Origin of the sequence: Pseudomonas sp. UMAB-40, assembly GCF_900095275.1 — a bacterium.
In the GTDB taxonomy this organism is placed as follows: domain Bacteria; phylum Pseudomonadota; class Gammaproteobacteria; order Pseudomonadales; family Pseudomonadaceae; genus Aquipseudomonas; species Aquipseudomonas mandelii_B.
Genome location: NZ_LT607576.1, coordinates 63982 through 82974, shown reverse-complemented (window position 1 = coordinate 82974; position 18993 = coordinate 63982). Strand labels below are relative to the sequence as shown.

12 protein-coding genes are annotated in these 18993 nt (G+C 61.3%); 4 read left to right on the top strand and 8 right to left on the bottom strand.

Annotation, left to right across the window (positions count from 1 at the left end; all coding sequences use genetic code 11):
- Window positions 1–145: 145 nt before the first annotated feature.
- Complete coding sequence (locus K0F88_RS28575; RefSeq protein ID WP_219097456.1) at window positions 146–2143, bottom strand: alpha-1,4-glucan--maltose-1-phosphate maltosyltransferase; 1998 nt, start codon at window positions 2141–2143, stop codon at window positions 146–148.
- Between the two features lie 208 nt (window positions 2144–2351).
- Between K0F88_RS28575 and K0F88_RS28570 the strand changes: the two genes are divergently transcribed.
- Window positions 2352–2516, top strand: coding sequence for a hypothetical protein (locus K0F88_RS28570; protein WP_219097455.1), 165 nt, complete (start codon window positions 2352–2354; stop codon window positions 2514–2516).
- 57 nt (window positions 2517–2573) lie between these two features.
- On the opposite strand, the gene K0F88_RS28565 is transcribed toward K0F88_RS28570, so the two are convergent.
- A complete protein-coding gene (locus K0F88_RS28565) occupies window positions 2574–3086 on the bottom strand; it encodes an MgtC/SapB family protein (RefSeq protein WP_219097454.1) in 513 nt (170 codons plus the stop codon).
- 125 nt (window positions 3087–3211) lie between these two features.
- Here K0F88_RS28565 and K0F88_RS28560 point away from each other — a divergent pair, with 125 nt between their 5' ends.
- The 3 genes from K0F88_RS28560 (at window position 3212) to mapR (ending at window position 6608) form a co-directional block, all read left to right on the top strand.
- Window positions 3212–3445 carry a DUF3203 family protein gene (locus K0F88_RS28560; protein WP_094467598.1) on the top strand — a complete coding sequence of 78 codons (234 nt, stop codon included), beginning with the start codon at window positions 3212–3214 and terminating at the stop codon, window positions 3443–3445.
- A gap of 196 nt (window positions 3446–3641) precedes the next feature.
- Window positions 3642–5069, top strand: coding sequence for a cytochrome c oxidase accessory protein CcoG (ccoG, locus tag K0F88_RS28555; RefSeq protein ID WP_219097453.1), 1428 nt, complete (start codon window positions 3642–3644; stop codon window positions 5067–5069).
- Between the two features lie 129 nt (window positions 5070–5198).
- Window positions 5199–6608 (top strand): GntR family transcriptional regulator MpaR, encoded by a 1410-nt coding sequence (mapR, locus tag K0F88_RS28550; RefSeq protein ID WP_219097452.1) that lies wholly within the window; start codon window positions 5199–5201, stop codon window positions 6606–6608.
- 149 nt (window positions 6609–6757) lie between these two features.
- Here the strand turns inward: mapR and K0F88_RS28545 are convergent, their stop codons facing one another.
- From K0F88_RS28545 to K0F88_RS28520, 6 genes are all read right to left on the bottom strand, one after another.
- The gene (locus tag K0F88_RS28545) at window positions 6758–7504 is read right to left on the bottom strand and encodes an SDR family oxidoreductase (RefSeq protein WP_219097451.1); all 747 of its coding nucleotides are present in this window, start codon (window positions 7502–7504) and stop codon (window positions 6758–6760) included.
- Window positions 7505–7654: 150 nt separating this feature from the next.
- Window positions 7655–9772: a bifunctional diguanylate cyclase/phosphodiesterase gene (locus K0F88_RS28540; RefSeq protein ID WP_219097450.1), complete on the bottom strand. Its 2118-nt coding sequence runs from the start codon at window positions 9770–9772 to the stop codon at window positions 7655–7657.
- A gap of 203 nt (window positions 9773–9975) precedes the next feature.
- Window positions 9976–11457 carry an efflux transporter outer membrane subunit gene (locus K0F88_RS28535; protein ID WP_219097449.1) on the bottom strand — a complete coding sequence of 494 codons (1482 nt, stop codon included), beginning with the start codon at window positions 11455–11457 and terminating at the stop codon, window positions 9976–9978.
- Window positions 11454–14561: an efflux RND transporter permease subunit gene (locus K0F88_RS28530; RefSeq protein ID WP_219097448.1), complete on the bottom strand. Its 3108-nt coding sequence runs from the start codon at window positions 14559–14561 to the stop codon at window positions 11454–11456. The genes K0F88_RS28535 and K0F88_RS28530 overlap by 4 nt, the downstream gene beginning before the upstream one ends.
- Window positions 14558–17662 carry an MdtB/MuxB family multidrug efflux RND transporter permease subunit gene (locus K0F88_RS28525; protein ID WP_219097447.1) on the bottom strand — a complete coding sequence of 1035 codons (3105 nt, stop codon included), beginning with the start codon at window positions 17660–17662 and terminating at the stop codon, window positions 14558–14560. Before K0F88_RS28525 ends, K0F88_RS28530 begins: the two co-directional genes overlap by 4 nt.
- Window positions 17659–18975, bottom strand: coding sequence for an MdtA/MuxA family multidrug efflux RND transporter periplasmic adaptor subunit (locus tag K0F88_RS28520; RefSeq protein ID WP_219097446.1), 1317 nt, complete (start codon window positions 18973–18975; stop codon window positions 17659–17661). Before K0F88_RS28520 ends, K0F88_RS28525 begins: the two co-directional genes overlap by 4 nt.
- Window positions 18976–18993: the final 18 nt, after the last annotated feature.

Below are 18993 nucleotides of genomic sequence, written 5' to 3'. Positions count from 1 at the left end.
GGACGCCTACCTGTGGCGAGGGAGCTTGATCCCGCTCGGCTGCGAAGCAGTCGCGAACCTGTAAATCAGATGAACCTGAAGGAAATAGGGCCGCTACGCGCCCCAGCGGGAGCAAGAGTTCATCCCGCAGGAAAACTGGGTGTCTTCAGGAAGTAGAGATCCGCCAGATGCCGAACGGTTGATGCGCCGGGTCGATCCGCATGAATTGGTACTTGCCATGCCACGTCCATCGGTGCCCGCTCATCAAGTCTTCGCCTTGGGTGCTCGCATCATCCGGCAAACCCATTTCCCACAACGGCAATTCGAAATTCGCTTCCTGGACGTTATGCGGATCGACGCTGACGGCCACCAGAATGAAGTTGCTGCCATCCGCGCTGCGTTTGCCAAAATACAGAATGTTGTCGTTCCACGCGTTGTAGACCTTCAGGCCCAGGTGCGTGTGCAGCGCCGGGTTTTGCCGGCGGATGCGGTTGAGCTGGGCGATCTCGGCGATGATGTTGCCCGGCGCGGTAAAGTCCCGCGGGCGGATCTCGTACTTCTCGGAATTGAGGTATTCCTCTTTGCCCGGCACCGGCGCGGCTTCACAGAGTTCGAAGCCCGAATACATGCCCCACAGACCGGAGCCCATGGTTGCCAGCGCGGCGCGGATCAGGAAACCGGCGCGTCCAGACTCATGAAGAAACGCAGGGTTGATGTCCGGCGTATTAACGAAGAAATTCGGCCGGTAGCATTCGCGCCACGGCGACTCGTTGAGCTCGGTGAAATAGGTCGCCAGTTCCGTTTTGGTATTGCGCCAGGTGAAGTAGGTGTAGCTCTGGGAGTAACCGACCTTGCCCAGCCGAGCCATCATCGCCGGCGTGGTAAAGGCCTCCGCCAGGAAGATCACCTCGGGGTACAACGCCCGCACGTCGGCAATCAGCCATTGCCAGAACGGCAGCGGCTTGGTGTGAGGGTTGTCGACGCGAAAGATCTTCACGCCCTCTTGCACCCAACCGACCACAATGTCCCGCAGTTCGACCCAAAGGCTCGGAATCGCATCACTGGCATAGAAATCGACGTTGACGATGTCCTGGTACTTTTTTGGCGGGTTCTCGGCGTATTTGATCGTGCCATCCGGGCGCCAGTTGAACCAGCCCGGGTGCTGCTTGAGCCACGGGTGGTCCTGGGAGCACTGGATCGCGAAATCGAGGGCAATTTCCAGTCCGTGATCTGCGGCGGCGGCCACCAGTCGACGGAAATCTTCGCGGGTGCCGAGTTCGGAGTGAATTGCCTCGTGCCCGCCCTCTTCGCTGCCGATGGCATACGGGCTGCCCGGATCATCGGGGCCGGCGCTCAATGAATTGTTCGGGCCTTTGCGGAAGCTGCGACCGATCGGGTGGATCGGCGGAAAGTACAGCACGTCAAAACCCATGTCCTGAATCATCGCCAACCGCGAGTGCACGTCGTTGAACGTGCCATGGCGGGCTGGATCGTCGGTGATCGAGCGCGGAAACAACTCATACCAACTGGCGAACTGGGCGAGCTCGCGCTCAACGTCCAGCGCAAACTCGGGGCTGAGGCTCAAATAAGCGCGGTGATCGGCCTGGGCTATCAGGTCAGCACTACGTTGGTGCAGAAACAGCGCGACCTGCTCGGCTTCGAGCAGACCGGACAGTTCATGGTGCAACGCCGCCAGATCTTCGCTCAGCGGCCCTTCCGAGCGTTCGGAGGCCTGTTTCACCTGGTTTCGCCCTTCCTGCAACTCCAGGCTGATGGGTACGCCAGCCATGTGTTTTTTCTCGATTTCATAGAGAAAGCTGCCGTATTGATCGATCCAGGCTTCGATACAGAAGACGTAGCGGCCCTGATCCTTAACGCGGAACTGGCCTTGCCAGCCGTTATTGCCGAGCTCGTTCATGACCTCGCTCTGCCAGGCCTCGTCGCCTTCGGCTCGCCAGCGTATACGCACCGCCAGTTTGTCGTGGCCGTCGGCGAACACTTTACTAATCACCACCACGTCCTGACCCACCACAGCCTTGGCCGCGAACTGCCCGCCATCCAGGGTGGGCATGACGTTTTCAATGGCGATGCGCGGCAGCAATAACGCCTGCGACAGCGGCATATGAGGGTTGTAGTTCAGCTCTGTCGGTTTTTCAGCAGTCATCGAGCATCTCTCCTTAACGCCCCATGGACGCTCTTGTGTCTGGTCGTCGTTCACACGAAACCCTTCGGTCCCGAAATGAACTCACTTAGGTTCCGAGCGACAAGCGCGGGGAAAAGTTCACGCCCATTTGCTGGGGAATCAAATCCCTTGCGCGACGGTCAACTCACTTAAGCACGACTTACGCCATGTGCCACTGGAGGCTTCAACGATGAGTATTCCAATCCCGGCCGAGACGCCCGATCCGAACATCGACCACCCGACCATTCCGCCAACCGAACCGGAGCCGGTGCCCGAGCAAGAGCCGCCCGGCACCACACCACCGCCTCGGGAAGACCCACCGAACACCATGCCGCCGGTGATCGTCACACCCTGAATCCAACACATTCCAATGTAGGAGCTGTGTTATCGCGTATCGCGAGCACCTCCTCCGTCAGGGCCGTTCCTGCTCGTCCTTATCCCGGTCGAGCATTTTCACGATCTTCGGCATCACGCTGAAAATCGCCAACGCCAGCAGCGTACTGAACACCGCCGTCGCCTCGCGGCCCAACCCGGCCGAGACGCCGATGGCGGCAGTCATCCATAACCCGGCAGCGGTGGTCAGGCCTTTGACGTGGCCTTCATCGCCTTCCTGGTTTTTCAGGATGGTGCCAGCACCCAGGAAGCCGATCCCGGCGATCACCCCTTGTACCACCCGGCTCATGGCGTCGGCCTGGGAACCGGACATCTGCGGCACCAGCACAAACAGCGCGGCACCGAGGGCCACGAGCATGTGTGTGCGCACCCCGGCGGCCTTGCCCTTTTGCTCACGCTCGAATCCGAGAATGCCGCCCAATATGGCTGCGATCAGCAATCTCACGGTTATACGCGTCAGTTGCGACGCATCGCCGATGTCGGCGAACTCTGCTTGCAGCGTTACCCAAACCTCATGCCACCAGGCGTTCATGGTGCAATCCTTGTGATTGATTGTTATGGGAGGATGGACCGCGCCGACCATTAATCAGTTGCACAGAACGATGTCCGTCGGATGCGCCCTAACAGTTTAGAACCCGCTAAAAAAAGGACACCTCCATGACTGTGCGCATCGAAAACCAGACCTGCTTTTTCCTCACCGAGAACGGCGAAGAAATTCGCCTGTGCCCCGATGTCACGATCATCACCGACTCGGAAAAAGCCATGTCGGCGGTTGAGCTCAACGGCCAGCGCGTCTACATCACCGAAGCAGAAGCCGACGCATTGACCGTAGCAGGCGCAGTGGACGGTCGTAAGCATTTGAAGGCCACCGACAGTGATTCGGTGATTTGACTGACCCGGATCAACAAGCCTCGCAAGCGCCTGATATAGGCGCTTGCGCCTCGCTGTGACGGGGTGCATCAAGTTGTCGCAGGTAGCGGATCAAAGCCCATCTGATCCGCTTTTTATTGCAATACCTGAGTCTGTTATGCAAACAGATCGCTGGTCATAGTGCTCATGCCTGATGGAGGCTGATGAGCGAAAGACCATGAGCGAAAGAATCCCCGTCCGAACCATAGAACCTGCCTCATTTATAAAAACCGAGCCTTTGCGCCCAAAGATAAAGGCCAAGTCCAGCGACAACCTGATCCACACCCGCAGCTTCACCGGCCTGTTTCGCACCTTGCGCATGAGCGGCGCGGGCCTATTGTTTTTGCTGTTCTTCGGCACCGTGTGGCTGAACTGGGGCGACCGTCAGGCGGTGCTCTGGGACCTTTCCGAAAGCAAATTCCACATCTTCGGCGCGACCTTCTGGCCACAGGATTTCATCCTGCTGTCGGCGCTGTTGATAATCGCCGCCTTCGGCCTGTTCGCCATCACCGTGTTCGCCGGCCGGGTGTGGTGCGGCTACACCTGCCCGCAGAGCTCCTGGACCTGGATCTTCATGTGGTGCGAGAAGATCACCGAAGGCGAACGCAACCAGCGGATCAAGCTGCAAGCCGCGCCATGGGGCTTGAACAAGCTGATCCGGCGCTCAGCCAAGCACACGCTATGGCTGGCCATCAGCCTGCTCACCGGCCTGACCTTTGTCGGCTACTTCACACCGATCCGGCCGCTGGCCGAAGAGATGCTGACCCTGCAAATGGGCGGTGTCAGTCTGTTCTGGGTGCTGTTCTTCACCGGCGCGACGTACATCAACGCCGGGTGGCTGCGTGAAGCGGTGTGCATGCACATGTGCCCGTATGCGCGGTTCCAGAGCGTGATGTTCGACAAGGACACCCTGACCATTTCCTACGACGTCGCCCGGGGTGAAAACCGTGGCCCGCGCAAACGTGAGGTGAAACCGGCCGAGGTAGGCCTGGGTGACTGCATCGACTGTCAGCTGTGCGTGCAGGTCTGCCCGACCGGGATCGACATTCGCGACGGTTTGCAGATGGAGTGCATCGGCTGCGCGGCATGTATCGACGCTTGCGATTCGATCATGGACAAAATGGGCTACGCCCGTGGCTTGATCAGCTATACCTCGGAGCATGAGTTGCAAGGTGGCAAGACTCACCTGCTGCGGCCACGGCTGATCGGTTACACGGCGGTGCTGCTGGTGATGATCGGCGCCCTCGCCCTCGCCCTGATCGAACGGCCGATGGTGTCGCTGGACGTGAGCAAGGACCGTGGCCTGTTCCGCGAGAACAGTCAGGGGCAGATCGAAAACATCTACAGCCTGAAGGTCATCAACAAGACCCAGCTGCGTCAGGATTACCGGCTGAGCCTGGTGGACGGCGAAGGCTTCGTGCTGCAAGGCAAGACCGAGCTGAGCCTGGCCCCGGGTGAAATTGTCGATGTACCGGTGTCGGTGGCCATGACCACCGAACGGCCGAGCAGCAGCTCGCAGACGATCAGTTTCAAGATTGCCGACAGCGACGAGCCTGACATCTACAGCGTGGCCAAAAGCCGGTTTGTTGCGCCGATGAACCGTTGATCCCTTAGACTGCGGTGCGCTATTCGCGGGCAAGCCTCGCTCCTACGGTACGGTGTTGACTGTGGGAGCGAGGCTTGCCCGCGAAGAAGTCACCTCGATTTCTCTGAATGACACCAATCCAGGCACTCGATGAAACGCTACGAAAAATTCGCCGACGACATCGCTGAACTGATCCGCTCCGGGGTCCTCGGCCCTGGCCAGCGCGTGCCGTCGGTGCGCTACGCCAGCCAGACTTACGGGGTCAGCCCGTCCACTGTGTTCCAGGCCTATTACCTGCTGGAACGCCGTGGCCTGATCCGCGCCCGGCCGCGTTCCGGCTACTTCGTCAACGCGCACGCACCGAGCCCGTTCTCGGAGCCGGTGATCAGCAGCCAGGTCAATGAATCCACCGAAGTCGACGTCAGCGAACTGGTGTTCTCGGTCCTCGACTCGATCAAGGACCCGACCACCGTGCCCTTCGGTTCGGCCTTCCCCAGCCCGACCCTGTTCCCGTTGCAGCGGTTGTCCCGCTCCCTGGCCAGCGCCGCACGGGACATGGACCCGCGCATGGTCGTCACCGACATGTCGCCGGGCAACCCTCAGCTACGTCGCCAGATTGCCCTGCGCTACATGGTCGGCGGGCTGATGCTGCCAATGGAAGAACTGCTGATCACCAACGGCGCGCTGGAAGCCCTGAACCTGTGCCTGCAAGCGGTCACCGAACCCGGCGACCTGGTGGCGATAGAAGCGCCGGCGTTCTATGCCTGCCTGCAAATACTGGAACGGCTGAAACTCAAAGCCGTCGAGATTCCGGTGCACCCGCGCGACGGTATCGACCTGGGGGTGCTCGCGCAAACCCTGGAGCGCCACCCGATCAAAGCCTGCTGGTGCATGACCAGTTTTCAGAACCCGATGGGCGCGACCATGCCCGAGGCGAAGAAGCAGGAGCTGGTCGAGCTGATGCGCAGCCACCAGGTGCCGCTGATCGAGGACGATGTCTACGCCGAGCTCTATTACGGTCAACAGGCGCCGAAACCGGCCAAGGCGTTTGATACAGAAGGGTTGGTGATGCATTGCGGTTCCTTCGCCAAGAGCCTTGCCCCCGGCTACCGCATCGGCTGGGTCGCCGCCGGGCGATATGCGCAGAAGATCGAACGGCTGAAACTCATGACCTCGCTGTGCGCCTCGATGCCGGCCCAAGCCGCCATCGCCGACTACCTGCAACACGGCGGATATGATCGGCACCTGCGCAAACTGCGCTACGCCCTGGAAGAACAGCAAAGCGCCATGCTCGCCGCCATCGCCCGCTACTTCCCGGCGCAGACACGCGTCAGCCAACCCGCCGGCGGCTACTTCCTGTGGCTGGAATTGCCGCCGCAAATGGATTCTCTGAAGTTGTTTCAGATGGCATTGGCGCAAGGCATCAGCATCGCGCCGGGGCCTATCTTTTCGCCGACGCAGCGGTTCAGGAATTGTATCCGGTTGAATTACGGCAGCCCGTGGACCGAGGATTCGGAGAAGGCGATGGAGACGTTGGGGCGGATAGTCCGGTCGTTCTGATCATTCAGCGTCGTTTGTTCGATTGCTATCGCGAGCAAGCTCGCTCCCACAGGGAGCGGTGGTGTCCACAAAAAATGTGTTCACATCCAACCACTGTGGGAGCGAGCTTGCTCGCGATGACGTCAGACCAGACGACACAAATCCAAGGATTAACGCCCGCCCCCGAGGTCAACAAACGTCCCGGTCGCATAAGAAGCCTTATCCGACAGCAACCAGATAATCGCCTCCGCCACTTCATCCGGCCGTCCACCGCGAGCCATCGGGATCGCCGATTCCAGTTTGCTGACCCGATCCGGATCACCGCTCAGCGCATGGAAGTCGGTGTAGATAAACCCCGGACGCACCGCGTTGACGCGAATGCCCTCGCCCGCCACTTCCTTGGACAGGCCGATGGTGAAGCTGTCCAGCGCACCTTTTGACGCGGCGTAATCCACGTACTCATTGGGCGAGCCCAAACGCGAAGCCACTGAGGACACATTGACGATGCTGCCGCCCTGCCCGCCATGCTTGGGCGACATGCGCATGATCGCGTGCTTGGCGCAGAGAATCGGTGCCAGGACGTTGGTCTTGAGGGTTTTGAGAATGCGGAACTCGGACATTTCGTCGACGCGGGACTTGTGGCCCACGGTGCCGGCGTTATTCACCAGCGCGGTGACTCGACCCAGCTCGGTGTCCACCCGGTGGAACAGACTGATCACTTCGTCTTCGATGCTGACGTCGGCGCGCACTGCAATGGCTTGAGCACCCAATGCACGGACTTGCGCCAGCACGCTTTGCGCAGCCGATTCGTCGGACTGATAGTTGATACAGACCCGGTAGCCAAGCCCTGCGGCCAACAGCGCGGTTGCAGCGCCGATGCCACGGCCGCCGCCGGTGATGACAATGACTTTGTCCATGCTGACTTTCCCCTTCACGCGTAAGCAATCGGGGCCAAGAATAACCGCCATTGCGCGGTTTTGCATGGACTCACGTCAAGTGACCCTACCAACGTCGTATGTATTGGAGTCTCTGTAGCAGCTGTCGAGCCCCCTCGCCACAGGAGCCCCTCACCACACAGCAGGCTCGTCAGCTGCTACAGGCACAATGCCCGTCGCCAATCGTTCCCCACGAACAATGTCGGCCATGAAGCGATCCGCCGGCAGCGGGTGCCCGAGCAGGTAGCCCTGCAATGAATCGCAACCGAGTTTGGTCAGGAAGTCTTGCTGGACGCCGGTTTCCACGCCTTCGGCGACGATGCGCAAGCCCAGCGCCTGCCCGAGGGCGACGATGGCTGACACGATGGCGGCGTCGTCACTGTCGTGTTCCAGATCGCGGACGAAACCACGGTCGATCTTCAGTTCGTTGGCTGGCAGGCGCTTGAGGTACATCAAGCTCGAATAGCCGGTGCCGAAGTCATCGATGGACAGGTCGACGCCCATTTCCGAGAGTTCCTGAAGCACCGTCATGCTCGCATCGGCATCGCTCATGGCGGTGGTTTCAGTGATTTCCAGGGTCAGACTGTTGGCCGGCAGCTGATGCGTGGCCAAGGCTTTGGAGACGCTCTTGACCAGGCCCGCATGGCAGAACTGCAACGCCGAGAGGTTCACCGCAATGCGCCACTCGGTGTAGCCGAGCACGTACCACTCGCGCATCTGGCGACAGGCTTCGTTCAGCACCCATTCACCAATGGGAATGATCAGCCCGGTCCTTTCCGCCAGGTCGATAAACTTGTCTGGCAACAGCATGCCCTGGGTCGGATGTTCCCAGCGCAGCAGCGCTTCGGCGCCTACCGGGCGACCATTGCCGGCGTCGAACTTCGGTTGGTAATAGAGGCTGAACTGCTGCTGATCGAGGGCATTGCGCAAATCCTGCAGCAATTGCAGCTGTTTGCGCGCGTTGCTGTTCATCGACGCGTCAAAGAAGCTGTAGCCGTTTTTCCCGGCCCCCTTGGCGTGGTACATCGCCGCGTCGGCGTTCATCAGCAGTTCCTGGGCGGTCTGGCCGTTGCCCGGGTACAGCGCGATGCCGAGGCTCGCGGAAATCTGCAAGTCGTGTTCGGCGACCCGGAACGAACTGCCGATCAACCCGACCTGCCGCGCCGCCACGTTCAACGCGTCGTTTGGCTCGCTGAGGCGCACCAGCAGGACGAATTCATCACCGCCGATCCGCGCCAAGGTGTCCTGACTGCGCATGTCCTCGCGCAGGCGCAAACCGACCTCACGCAACAACTGATCGCCCATGTGGTGACCGAAAGCATCATTGACCGGTTTGAAGCCGTCGAGGTCGATGAACATCAGCGCGAAACAACCGCCCTGCTCCTGAACCTTGGACATGGCCTGCTCGATGCGATCGGCCAGCAACATGCGATTGGGCAAACCGGTCAGGGTGTCGTGCAGGGCCAGTTGGGTCAGTTCGCGGTTGGCTTCCATGAGCGAGCGCGCCAGGTCGGCGGTGCGGGCTTCAAGACGCGCATCGAGAACCGAGGTCAGCAAGGCAATGCTCAACACCGCGAGCGTGGTGATCAGCACCAGGTTGTCGAGGCCTTTGCCGTTCAAGCCGCTGATGGCGGCGCCACAGAAACTGCCGTCCGGGAAGCGTGCTGCGGCCATGGCGGTGTAGTGCATACCGACGATGGCGAGCCCCATGATCACCGCCGCACCGGCGCGAAGCAGGCCCACATACGGCGTGTGCTGACGCAGGCGGAAGGCGATCCATAACGCGGCGCCGGAAGCGCCGACGGCGATGAGCAGCGATGCGCCGAACAACGTCGGGTCGTAATCGATGCCCGGCTGCATGCGCATGGCCGCCATGCCGGTGTAATGCATGGCACTGATCCCGGCGCCCATGATCAACGCGCCGAACGCCAGTTGCCAGGTCGGCAGACGTGGCTGACTGACCAGCCAAAGGGCAAAACCGCAGGACAGGATCGCGGTCAGCAGCGACAGGGACGTAAGGGTGAGGTCGTAACCCAGGTCGATGGGCAAGGTGAACGCGAGCATGCCGATAAAGTGCATCGACCACACGCCCACGCCCATGGCAAAGGCGCCGCCCGCAGTCCATAGGAGCACGGCCCGGCCTTTGGCGGTGGCAATGCGTTCGGTCAGGTCGAGCGCGGTATAGGAGGCGAGAATCGCTACACAGAGCGAAATGATAACCAGCGTGGGGGAATAGCTACCGATGAGCATGTGACTTCTCGCGATCGCCCTACCGTACTGCTTCCGTTCTCGGGAGGGCAAATCGGGTGATTGTACTGATTGCGTAAAAGAACGCACTGACAAACGTAAGCATATGGCCATCAACCCGATGAAACGCTTGTTTGACTCCCGATGACGACATGTTTGGCAGTAGCAGCTGTCGAGCCTGCGAGGCAGCTGCTACAGGGGCCGTGCTATTTGTTTTCGCTGACTTGAAGCGCCCCGTCCCACCCACCGCCCAGCGCCGCAATCAGCTGCACACTGGCAATCAACCGACTCTGCAACAGGCTCAACACACTGCGTTCATTACTCAACGCAGTGGCCTGCACCACCACTACATCCAGGTAAGCAATCACCCCGGCCTTGTACTGGTTTTGCGTCAGGCGCAGGGATTCACGCGCAGCATCCAGTGCTTCCTGGCGCACGCCGGCTTCGTCTTCCAGCACCTTGAGTTGCACCAGGTAGTTTTCCACCTCGCGGAAACCATCGAGCACGGTCTGGCGGTACTTGGCGACGGTTTCGTCGTAGGCCGCTTCACTGCGATCGACCTCGGCCGAACGCTGGCCGCCATCAAACAGGGTCATGGCCAGTTGCGGTCCCACCGACCAGAAGCGGTTGGGCACGCTGATCCAGTCGGCATAGGTGCTGCTGCTGTAACCGCCGTTCAGGCTCAGGGTCAGGTCCGGGTAGTAGGCGGCCTTCGCCACGCCGATGTTGGCGTTGGCCGCCATCACCGAACGTTCGGCGGAAGCGATGTCCGGGCGACGCTCTAGCAGCTGCGACGGCAGGCCCAGCGGTACTTCGGGCAACGCCGGGATGGTCTTGGTTTCGGCCAGGCTGAACTCGGCGGGTGGTAGCCCGATCAGCACGGCGATGGCGTTCTCGAACTGGGCACGCTGCCAGATCAGGTCGACCATGTCCGCCTGGGTGCTTTTGAGCTGGGTCTGCGCCTGAGCCACCGCGTCCTTGCCGGAGACGCCGGCGCGGTACTGGTTTTCGGTCATTTTCAGCGAGCGCTGATAGGCCTCGACGGTCGCCTCCAACAGGCGTTTCTGTTCGTCGATCACCCGCAATTGCAGGTAGTTCTGCACCAGTTCCGATTGCTGGCTCAGGCGCATCGCTGCCAGATCGGCAAAACTGGCTTCGGCGTTGGCGGTGTCGGCTTCCAGGCCCCGACGCAACTTGCCCCAAATGTCCGCTTCCCAACTGACCCCGGCCTGCGCGGTGTAGGTGTCGCGAATCCCGCTGGAGGAACTGGTCAGGCTCGAACTGCTGCTGCCGGTGCCCTGGCTGGAGCGGTTTTTCCCGACGGTCAGGTCCACCGTCGGAAAAAATGCACCCCGGGCGCTGCGCACCAAGGCCTGGGCCTGGCGGTACTGGGCTTCGGACTGGGCGACGGTCTGGTTGGAGCTGTTGAGTTTTTCGATCAGGCCGTTGAGCTGCTGATCGCCATACAACTCCCACCAGGCACCTCGGGCCAGGGAATCACTCGGGCTGGCCTGACGCCAGCCGGCCGCTTCCTTGTATTGCACCGGCGCGGCCGCTGGCGGGCGCTGGTAGTCCGGCCCGACAGCGCAAGCGCTGAGCATCGCCACGCACAGCGCCAGGCTCAGCAAACGCGTGCCCCGGGCGGCTGCCAGCGGCGTGGTCAGATTGATAAGCGAACGGTCAGTCATAGCGGAGTTTCCAGAGCAGCATCGGTACGCACGCCACGCCATTTGTTGAAGCGATGGCGCAGTTTGTCGAGATAGAGGTAAACCACCGGGGTGGTGTAAAGGGTCAGCACTTGGCTGAAAATCAGCCCGCCGATGATGGTCAGGCCCAGCGGCTGGCGCATTTCCGCCCCTTCGGCACGACCCAACAGCAACGGCAACGCGCCGAGAATCGCCGCCAGGGTGGTCATCAGAATCGGCCGCAGACGTTGCAGGCAAGCACTGCGAATCGATTCCAGCGGCGCCATGCCCTGATGGCGCTCGAGTTGCAACGCCAGGTCGATCATCAGGATGGCGTTTTTCTTGACCACGCCGATGAGCAGGAATAACCCGAGCAACGAAATCAGGCTGAACTCACCGCCCAGCGCATAGATCGACAGCAACGCGCCAACTCCGGCCGATGGCAACGTCGACAAGATGGTCAGCGGATGAATGTAGCTTTCATACAGCACACCCAGCACCAGATACACCGCCACCAGCGCGCCGAGAATCATCCACGGCTGGCTCTTCTGGGTGGCGGCGAAGGCATCGGCGGTGCCGGCCATTTTCGCGATGACATCTTCCGGCAGGCCCACCTTGGCAATCGCACGTTCGATGGCGGCACTGCCCTGCTCCACCGTGACGCCTTCGGCCATGTCGAAGGCAATGCTTTCGGAGGCGAACTGGCCTTCATGGCTGACCCGGTCGTCTTCCAGACTGTTTTCATAGTGCGCGATGGTCGACAGCGGAATTCGCGCACCGTCGGCGGTGATCACTTGTACCTGGTTGAGCGTGATCGGGTCCTGGGCGTATTTCGGATTGACCTCCATCACCACCTGGTATTGGTTGAGGCTGTCGTAAATCGTCGAGATCTGCCGCTGGCTGTAAGCGTTGTTAAGCACCGAGGTGACCATGTCCATGTCGACCCCCAAGCGTTTCGCCTGATCGCGGTCGACGATCAGCGTCACTTGCTGGGCGCCCCGACCTTCACGGGCATCGATCGCCGTCAGCTCCGGCAATGCTTTCAAAGCGGCGACGACTTTCGGATACCACTCGCGCAATGCGCCCAGATCACCGCTTTGCAAGATGTAGGAGTACTGCGCAGTGGTCTGTTCACGACCGCCACCGAACTGCAGGTCCTGATCCGCCATCAGCATCAATTGCGCGCCAGCGACCTTGGGCATTTCCTTGCGCAGGCGTTCGATGACTTTCTGCGCGGAAATGTTGCGTTCCTTGATCGGCTTCAAGCGCACCAGCATGAAGGCGTTGTTGGTGCCGTTGGTGCCGCCAATGAACCCGGCGACGCTTTCAACCGCGTCGTCCTTGAGCACGGCACGGCGGAACGTTTCCATTTTCGGCTGCATCACGCTGAACGACAGCCCGTCGTCACCACGCACGAAACCGATCAGTTGACCGGTATCCTGCTGCGGCATAAATGTTTTAGGAACAACAACATACAACGCGATGTTAACGCCGACTGTCACGAACAGGCTGAGCAAGGTCAACCGACGGTGACGCAGCACCCAGTCGAGGCTGGTGGCGTATTTGCCGACCATCCACTCGTTGGCCCGCTGGCTCCAGCGCTGCAAACGGTTTTCCTGCCCCGGCGTGTGTGGCTTGAGCCAACGGGCACAGAGCATCGGCGTCAGCGTCAGCGAAACCACCAGCGAGACCACGATGGACGCCGCCAACGTAATGGAAAATTCGCGGAACAGGCTTTCGACAATCCCGCCCATGAACAGGATCGACAGGAACACCGCCACCAGCGAGACGTTCATCGACAGTAACGTGAAGCCGACTTCCTGCGCCCCGAGGTACGCGGCCTTCATCGGCGGTACGCCTTTGTCGATGTGCCGCGAAATGTTCTCCAGCACCACGATGGCATCGTCCACCACCAGCCCGGTGGCCAGAATCAGCGCCATCAGCGACAGGTTGTTCAGGGAAAACCCGTAGAGGTACATCACCGCAAAGGTGCCGACCAGTGACACCGGCACCGCCAGGGTCGGAATCAGCGAGGCGCGGAAGTTACCGAGAAACAGGAACACCACCAGAATCACCAACGCCACGGCGATCAGCAGGGTCATTTCCGCTTCGTGCAATGTCGCCTTGATCACCGGCGAGCGGTCCATCGCCACGTTCAGCTTGACGCTGGCCGGCAGCACCGCCTGCAACGCCGGCAGCTGCGCCTTGATTTCGTTGACCGTCTCGATGATGTTGGCGCCGGCCTGGCGGTTGATCACCAGCAGCACCGCCGCGTCATTGTTGAAGAAGCCGCTGTTGTAGCGGTCCTCGACGCCATCGCTGACCTTGGCCACATCCTTCAGGCGCAGCGCCGCGCCGTCCGCGTAGTGGATGATCAGCGACTCGTAATCCTTGGCTTTCTCCAGTTGATCGTTAGCCTGAACCTGCCACAGCCGCTGGCCGTCTTCGACCGAGCCCTTGGGCCGGCGCACGTTGGCGTTGGCAATGGTGTTGCGCACATCGTCCAGGGCCACGCCGTACTGGTTGAGCGCCTGGGGCTCGAGTTCGATGCGCACCGCCGGCAAGGAGCTGCCGCCGATCTGCACCTCACCGACGCCCTGCACCTGGGAGAGGCTCTGGGACAGGATCGTCGAGGCCAAATCGTAGAGCTGGCCTTTTTCGAGCACGTCGGAGGTCAGCGACAGCACCATGATCGGCGCCTGGGACGGGTTGACCTTCTTGTAGGTCGGCATGCTGCGCATCCCGCTCGGCAGCAGGTTGCGCGAGGCATTGATCGCCGCCTGCACTTCCCGGGCCGCGCCGTTGATGTCGCGGTCGAGGTCGAACTGCAAAATCACCCGGGTCGAGCCCTGACTGGATCGGCTGCTCATGGTGTTGACCCCGGCGATGGCGCCGAAGGAGCGCTCCAGCGGCGTGGCCACGGTCGAGGCCATCACTTCAGGGCTGGCACCGGGCAGGCTGGCCTGGACCACGATCACCGGGAAATCCATCTGCGGCAACGGCGACACCGGCAACAGGCCGAAGCTCACGCCGCCCAGCAGCATGATCGCCAGGCTCAGCAGCATGGTCGCGACCGGCCGCTTGATGAAAGGTCCGGAGAGGTTCATGGCTGCTCGACCGCTTCCGCGGCTTCAGACTTGCGACCCCAGCGCCGACCAAGGCGGTCGAAATACAGATAGATCACCGGCGTGGTGAACAGCGTCAGCACCTGACTCACCAGCAAACCGCCGACCATCACCAGGCCCAACGGCTGGCGCAATTCCGCGCCGGAACCGGTCGCCAGCATCAACGGCACCGCACCAAACAATGCCGCCAGTGTGGTCATCAGGATCGGCCGGAAACGCAACAGAGCCGCCTGATAGATCGCCGTTTCCGGATCCATGCCCTGATTGCGTTCAGCGTCGAGGGCGAAGTCGATCATCATGATCGCGTTCTTTTTCACGATGCCGATCAGCAGAATGATGCCGATGATCGCGATCATCCCCAGGTCATTGCCGCTCAACAACAAGGCCAGCAAGGCGCCGACCGCCGCCGAGGGCAAGGTCGAGAGAATGGTGATCGGGTGGATGTAGCTCTCGTAGAGCACGCCAAGCACGATGTACATGGTCACCACCGCCGCCAGAATCAGCAGCAAGGTGCTCGACAACGAGGCCTGGAATGCCTCGGCCGCGCCCTGGAACTGGGTTTGCACGCCAATCGGCATGCCGATGTCTTTCTGCACTTGTTCGATGATTTCCACCGCATGCCCCAGCGCCACGCCGGGTGCGAGGTTGAAGGACATCATCACCGCCGGGAACTGGCCGATGTGGGTGATCGCCAGTTGCGCCTGCCGCTCCTCGATGTGCGCCAGGCTGGACAGGCGCACTTGCCCGCCGTCGGTGGTCTTCACGTGAATCTGATTCAACGCGTCCGGGCCGATCTTCTCGCCGGACTGCGATTGCAGGACCACGCGGTACTGGCTGGCCTGGGTATAGATGGTGGAAATCTGCCGCTGGCCGAAGGCGTCGTACAGCGCATCGGTGATGTTCGACACCGATACGCCGACCCGCGACGCGGCATCGCGGTCGATCACCAGATAAACCTGCAAACCTTTGTCTTGCAGGTCGCTGGCGACGTCGGTCAACTCCGGCCGTTGCGCCAGTGCGTCCACCAGACGACCGCTCCACAGGCTGAGCAACTCGGAATCGGGCGACGACATGCTGAACTGGTATTGCGTGCGGCTGACGCGGTCTTCGATGGTCAAGTCCTGCACCGGCTGCATGAATAGGCGAATGCCGACAAGCTTGTCCAGTTCCGGTTGCAGGCGGGCGATCACCTCGGTGGCGCTCAGGTCGCGGTTACTGTGCGACTTGAGGTTGATCAGCAGGCGACCGCTGTTGAGCGTCGAGTTGTCACCGTCGACACCGATGTAGGACGACAGGCTCTCCACCGCAGGATCGGCCAGGATCACCTTGGCCAGTTCCTGCTGCCGCTCACTCATCGCCGCAAAGGAAATCGACTGCGGCGCTTCGGAAATGCCCTGAATAACGCCCGTGTCCTGCACCGGGAAAAAACCCTTGGGCACGACCAAGTACAAGAACACCGTCAACGCCAGGGTGCCGATGGCCACCATCAGCGTAAGTGGTTGATGCTTGAGAACCCACTTTAACTTGCGGCCGTAAGCCGCGATCATCCAATCAATTGTTGCACCGCTGGCCCGGTAAAAACGGCCCTGATCTTCTTCCTTGGGTTCACGCTTGAGCAACCGCGCGCACATCATCGGCGTCAGGGTCAGGGACACGACCAGGGAAATCAGGATCGCCACCGCCAGGGTGATGGCGAACTCACGGAACAAGCGCCCCACCACGTCCGCCATGAATAGCAGCGGGATCAGTACCGCGATCAACGACAGGGTCAGGGAAATCAGGGTGAAGCCGATCTGCTTGGCGCCCTTCAACGCAGCATTAAGGGGACTGTCCCCTTCTTCGATATACCGGGAAATGTTCTCCAGCATCACGATCGCATCGTCCACCACGAAACCGGTGGCGATGGTCAGGGCCATCAAGGTCAGGTTGTTGACCGAGAAACCGGCGAGGTACATCACGCCGAAAGTGCCGATCAACGACAGCGGCACGGCCACCGACGGAATGATCGTGGCGCTGAACCGACGCAGGAACAGGAACGTGACCATGACCACCAGCGCGATGGCGATCAGCAATTCGTGCTGCACGTCGGTGACGGAGGCGCGGATGGTCTGGGTGCGGTCGGTGAGGACCGTGACGTCGAGGCCGGCCGGCAGGTTGTCGGTGATGCTCGGCAGCAAGGCCTTGATCCGGTCGACCACCTCGATAACGTTGGCACCTGGCTGGCGCTGAATGTTCAGCAGCACCGCCTGGTTTTCATTGGCCCATGCCGCCAGCCGCTCGTTTTCCGCGCCATCGACGATTTCCGCCACATCCTTCAACCGCAACGGCGCACCGTTGGCGTAGGCCAGGATCAGGTTGGCGTAGTCCTTGGGCGAGGTCAGTTGGTCGTTGGCATCGAGCATCGACACCCGGGTCGGGCCATCGAAGTTGCCCTTGGGCTGGTTGACGTTGGACGCGCCGATCAGGGTGCGCACATCCGACAGGTTCAAGCCATTGGCTGCCAATGCCTCCGGATTAACCTTGATCCGCACCGCCTGACGCTGGCCGCCGGCAATGCTGACCATACCGACGCCGCTGATCTGGGCGATTTTCTGCGCCATGCGCGTATCGACCAGGTCATTGAGCTTGGGCAACAACATGGTTTTGGAGGTGATGGCCAGGGTCAGCACCGGGGTGTCCGCCGGGTTGACTTTGTTGTACACCGGCGGCGCCGGCAGGTCCTTGGGCAGCAGATTGGTCGCGGCGTTGATCGCGGCCTGCACCTGCTGCTCGGCGACGTCCATGTTGATGTCGAGGCTGAAACGCAGGGTCAGCACCGAGGCGCCACCGGAACTGGTCGACGCCATCTGGGTCAGGCCGGGCATCTGCCCGAACTGACGCTCCAGCGGCGCGGTCACGGCGCTGGTCATGACATCCGGGCTGGCGCCGGGATACAGCGTCATGACGCGGATGGTCGGGTAATCGACTTGAGGCAACGCCGACACCGGCAGCAGCCGATAAGCAATCACGCCGGCCAGGATAATGGCCAGCATGCTCAGCGTGGTGGCGACCGGGCGAAGGATGAACAGCCGCGAGATGTTCATGCGCCGCCCTTTTTCGCCTTGTCGGTGGTCGCCGGCTCAGTCGAGCTGGCTGCCGATTTGCCTTGCAGATGGCCGGTCGGACTGGTCGGTACGTCCTGGGTGTCGTTGACCACTTCCACTTCACTGCCTTCTTTGAGGCGGTCGGTGCCTTCGAGGACGACGCGGTCTCCGGGGGCCAGGCCTTCGGTAATCACGGTGTTTTCACCGTCACTGGCGCCGACTTTCAATTGGCGGATCGCGACTTTCTTGTCGCCGTCCAGGGCGTAGACGAAGGTGCCGTTGGTGCCGAATTGAATCGCCGCCGACGGTGCGAGCACCACATCCTTAAGGGTGTCGGCCAGCAAGTGGACGTTGACGAACTGATTAGGGAACAGCGCCTGGTCACGGTTCTCATAGCGCGCCTTGAATTTCAGGGTGCCGGTGGTCACGTCGATCTGGTTGTCCAGGCTCTGCAACACGCCGGTGGCCTGCAACTTGGTGTCGCCACGGTCCCAGGCTTCGGCCGGCAGTTTGGCGCCGGTGCGATAGCGCGCCAGGACGACGTCGAGGCTGTTTTCCGGCAAGGTGAAGGCGACGCTGATCGGCTGGGTCTGGGTGATGATCGCCAGCGCCGTGGTGTCGTTGGCCGCCACCAGGTTGCCGACGTCCAGCTGCCGCAGGCCTACGCGCCCGGCAATCGGGGCGCGGATCCTGGTGAATTCGAGATTGAGCTTGGCATCGTTGACCGCCGCCTGATTGGTCTTGACCGTGCCTTGGTACTGGCCGACCAGTGCTTCGGCGGTGTCCAGGGTTTGCTTGGCGATACTGTCTTCCTTGAACAAGCCGCGATAACGCTCGACGTCGACCTGCGCGTTTTTCAGTTGTGCCTGGTTCTGCAGCAGCGTGCCTTCGGCCTGGAGCAAGGCGTTCTGGTATGGGCGCGGATCGATTTCAGCCAGCAAGTCGCCGGCCTTGACCATCTGCCCTTCTTCGAAGGAGACCTTCATCAATTCGCCGCCAACGCGGCTGCGCACATTGATAGTGTTCAGCGCGGTAACGGTGCCCAGCGCCTTGTAATACAGCGGGAAATCACCCTTGACCGCCGGCGCCACGCGCACCGGGATCGGTCCGGTCGCCCCACCGAAGCCCGGACGCATCCCCCCCGACTTGCCGGTGTGACCGGCCACGGCTTTCGGCGCAGCTCCGTCTTTTTGGGCAGTGCCGGCGGGCCAGAATTTCCAGCACAGGCCCGCAATGACCAACAGGACAAGCAGGCCGAGCAGCCAGCGACGAGGATTACGGGAAGCGGAGGATTGCATGGAATGATCAACCATTGGGCGCGTGAGCTTCTT

Bases quoted from the DNA above. Each gene is read 5' to 3' on its own strand.
- K0F88_RS28560 (WP_094467598.1), top strand. From the start codon at position 3,212: ATGACTGTGCGCATCGAAAACCAGACCTGCTTTTTCCTCACCGAGAAC.
- mapR (WP_219097452.1), top strand. From the start codon at position 5,199: ATGAAACGCTACGAAAAATTCGCCGACGACATCGCTGAACTGATCCGC.
- K0F88_RS28570 (WP_219097455.1), top strand. From the start codon at position 2,352: ATGAGTATTCCAATCCCGGCCGAGACGCCCGATCCGAACATCGACCAC.
- K0F88_RS28565 (WP_219097454.1), bottom strand. From the start codon at position 3,086: ATGAACGCCTGGTGGCATGAGGTTTGGGTAACGCTGCAAGCAGAGTTC.
- K0F88_RS28545 (WP_219097451.1), bottom strand. From the start codon at position 7,504: ATGGACAAAGTCATTGTCATCACCGGCGGCGGCCGTGGCATCGGCGCT.
- K0F88_RS28530 (WP_219097448.1), bottom strand. From the start codon at position 14,561: ATGAACCTCTCCGGACCTTTCATCAAGCGGCCGGTCGCGACCATGCTG.
- K0F88_RS28540 (WP_219097450.1), bottom strand. From the start codon at position 9,772: ATGCTCATCGGTAGCTATTCCCCCACGCTGGTTATCATTTCGCTCTGT.
- K0F88_RS28575 (WP_219097456.1), bottom strand. From the start codon at position 2,143: ATGACTGCTGAAAAACCGACAGAGCTGAACTACAACCCTCATATGCCG.
- K0F88_RS28535 (WP_219097449.1), bottom strand. From the start codon at position 11,457: ATGACTGACCGTTCGCTTATCAATCTGACCACGCCGCTGGCAGCCGCC.
- ccoG (WP_219097453.1), top strand. From the start codon at position 3,642: ATGAGCGAAAGAATCCCCGTCCGAACCATAGAACCTGCCTCATTTATA.
- K0F88_RS28520 (WP_219097446.1), bottom strand. From the start codon at position 18,975: ATGGTTGATCATTCCATGCAATCCTCCGCTTCCCGTAATCCTCGTCGC.
- K0F88_RS28525 (WP_219097447.1), bottom strand. From the start codon at position 17,662: ATGAACATCTCGCGGCTGTTCATCCTTCGCCCGGTCGCCACCACGCTG.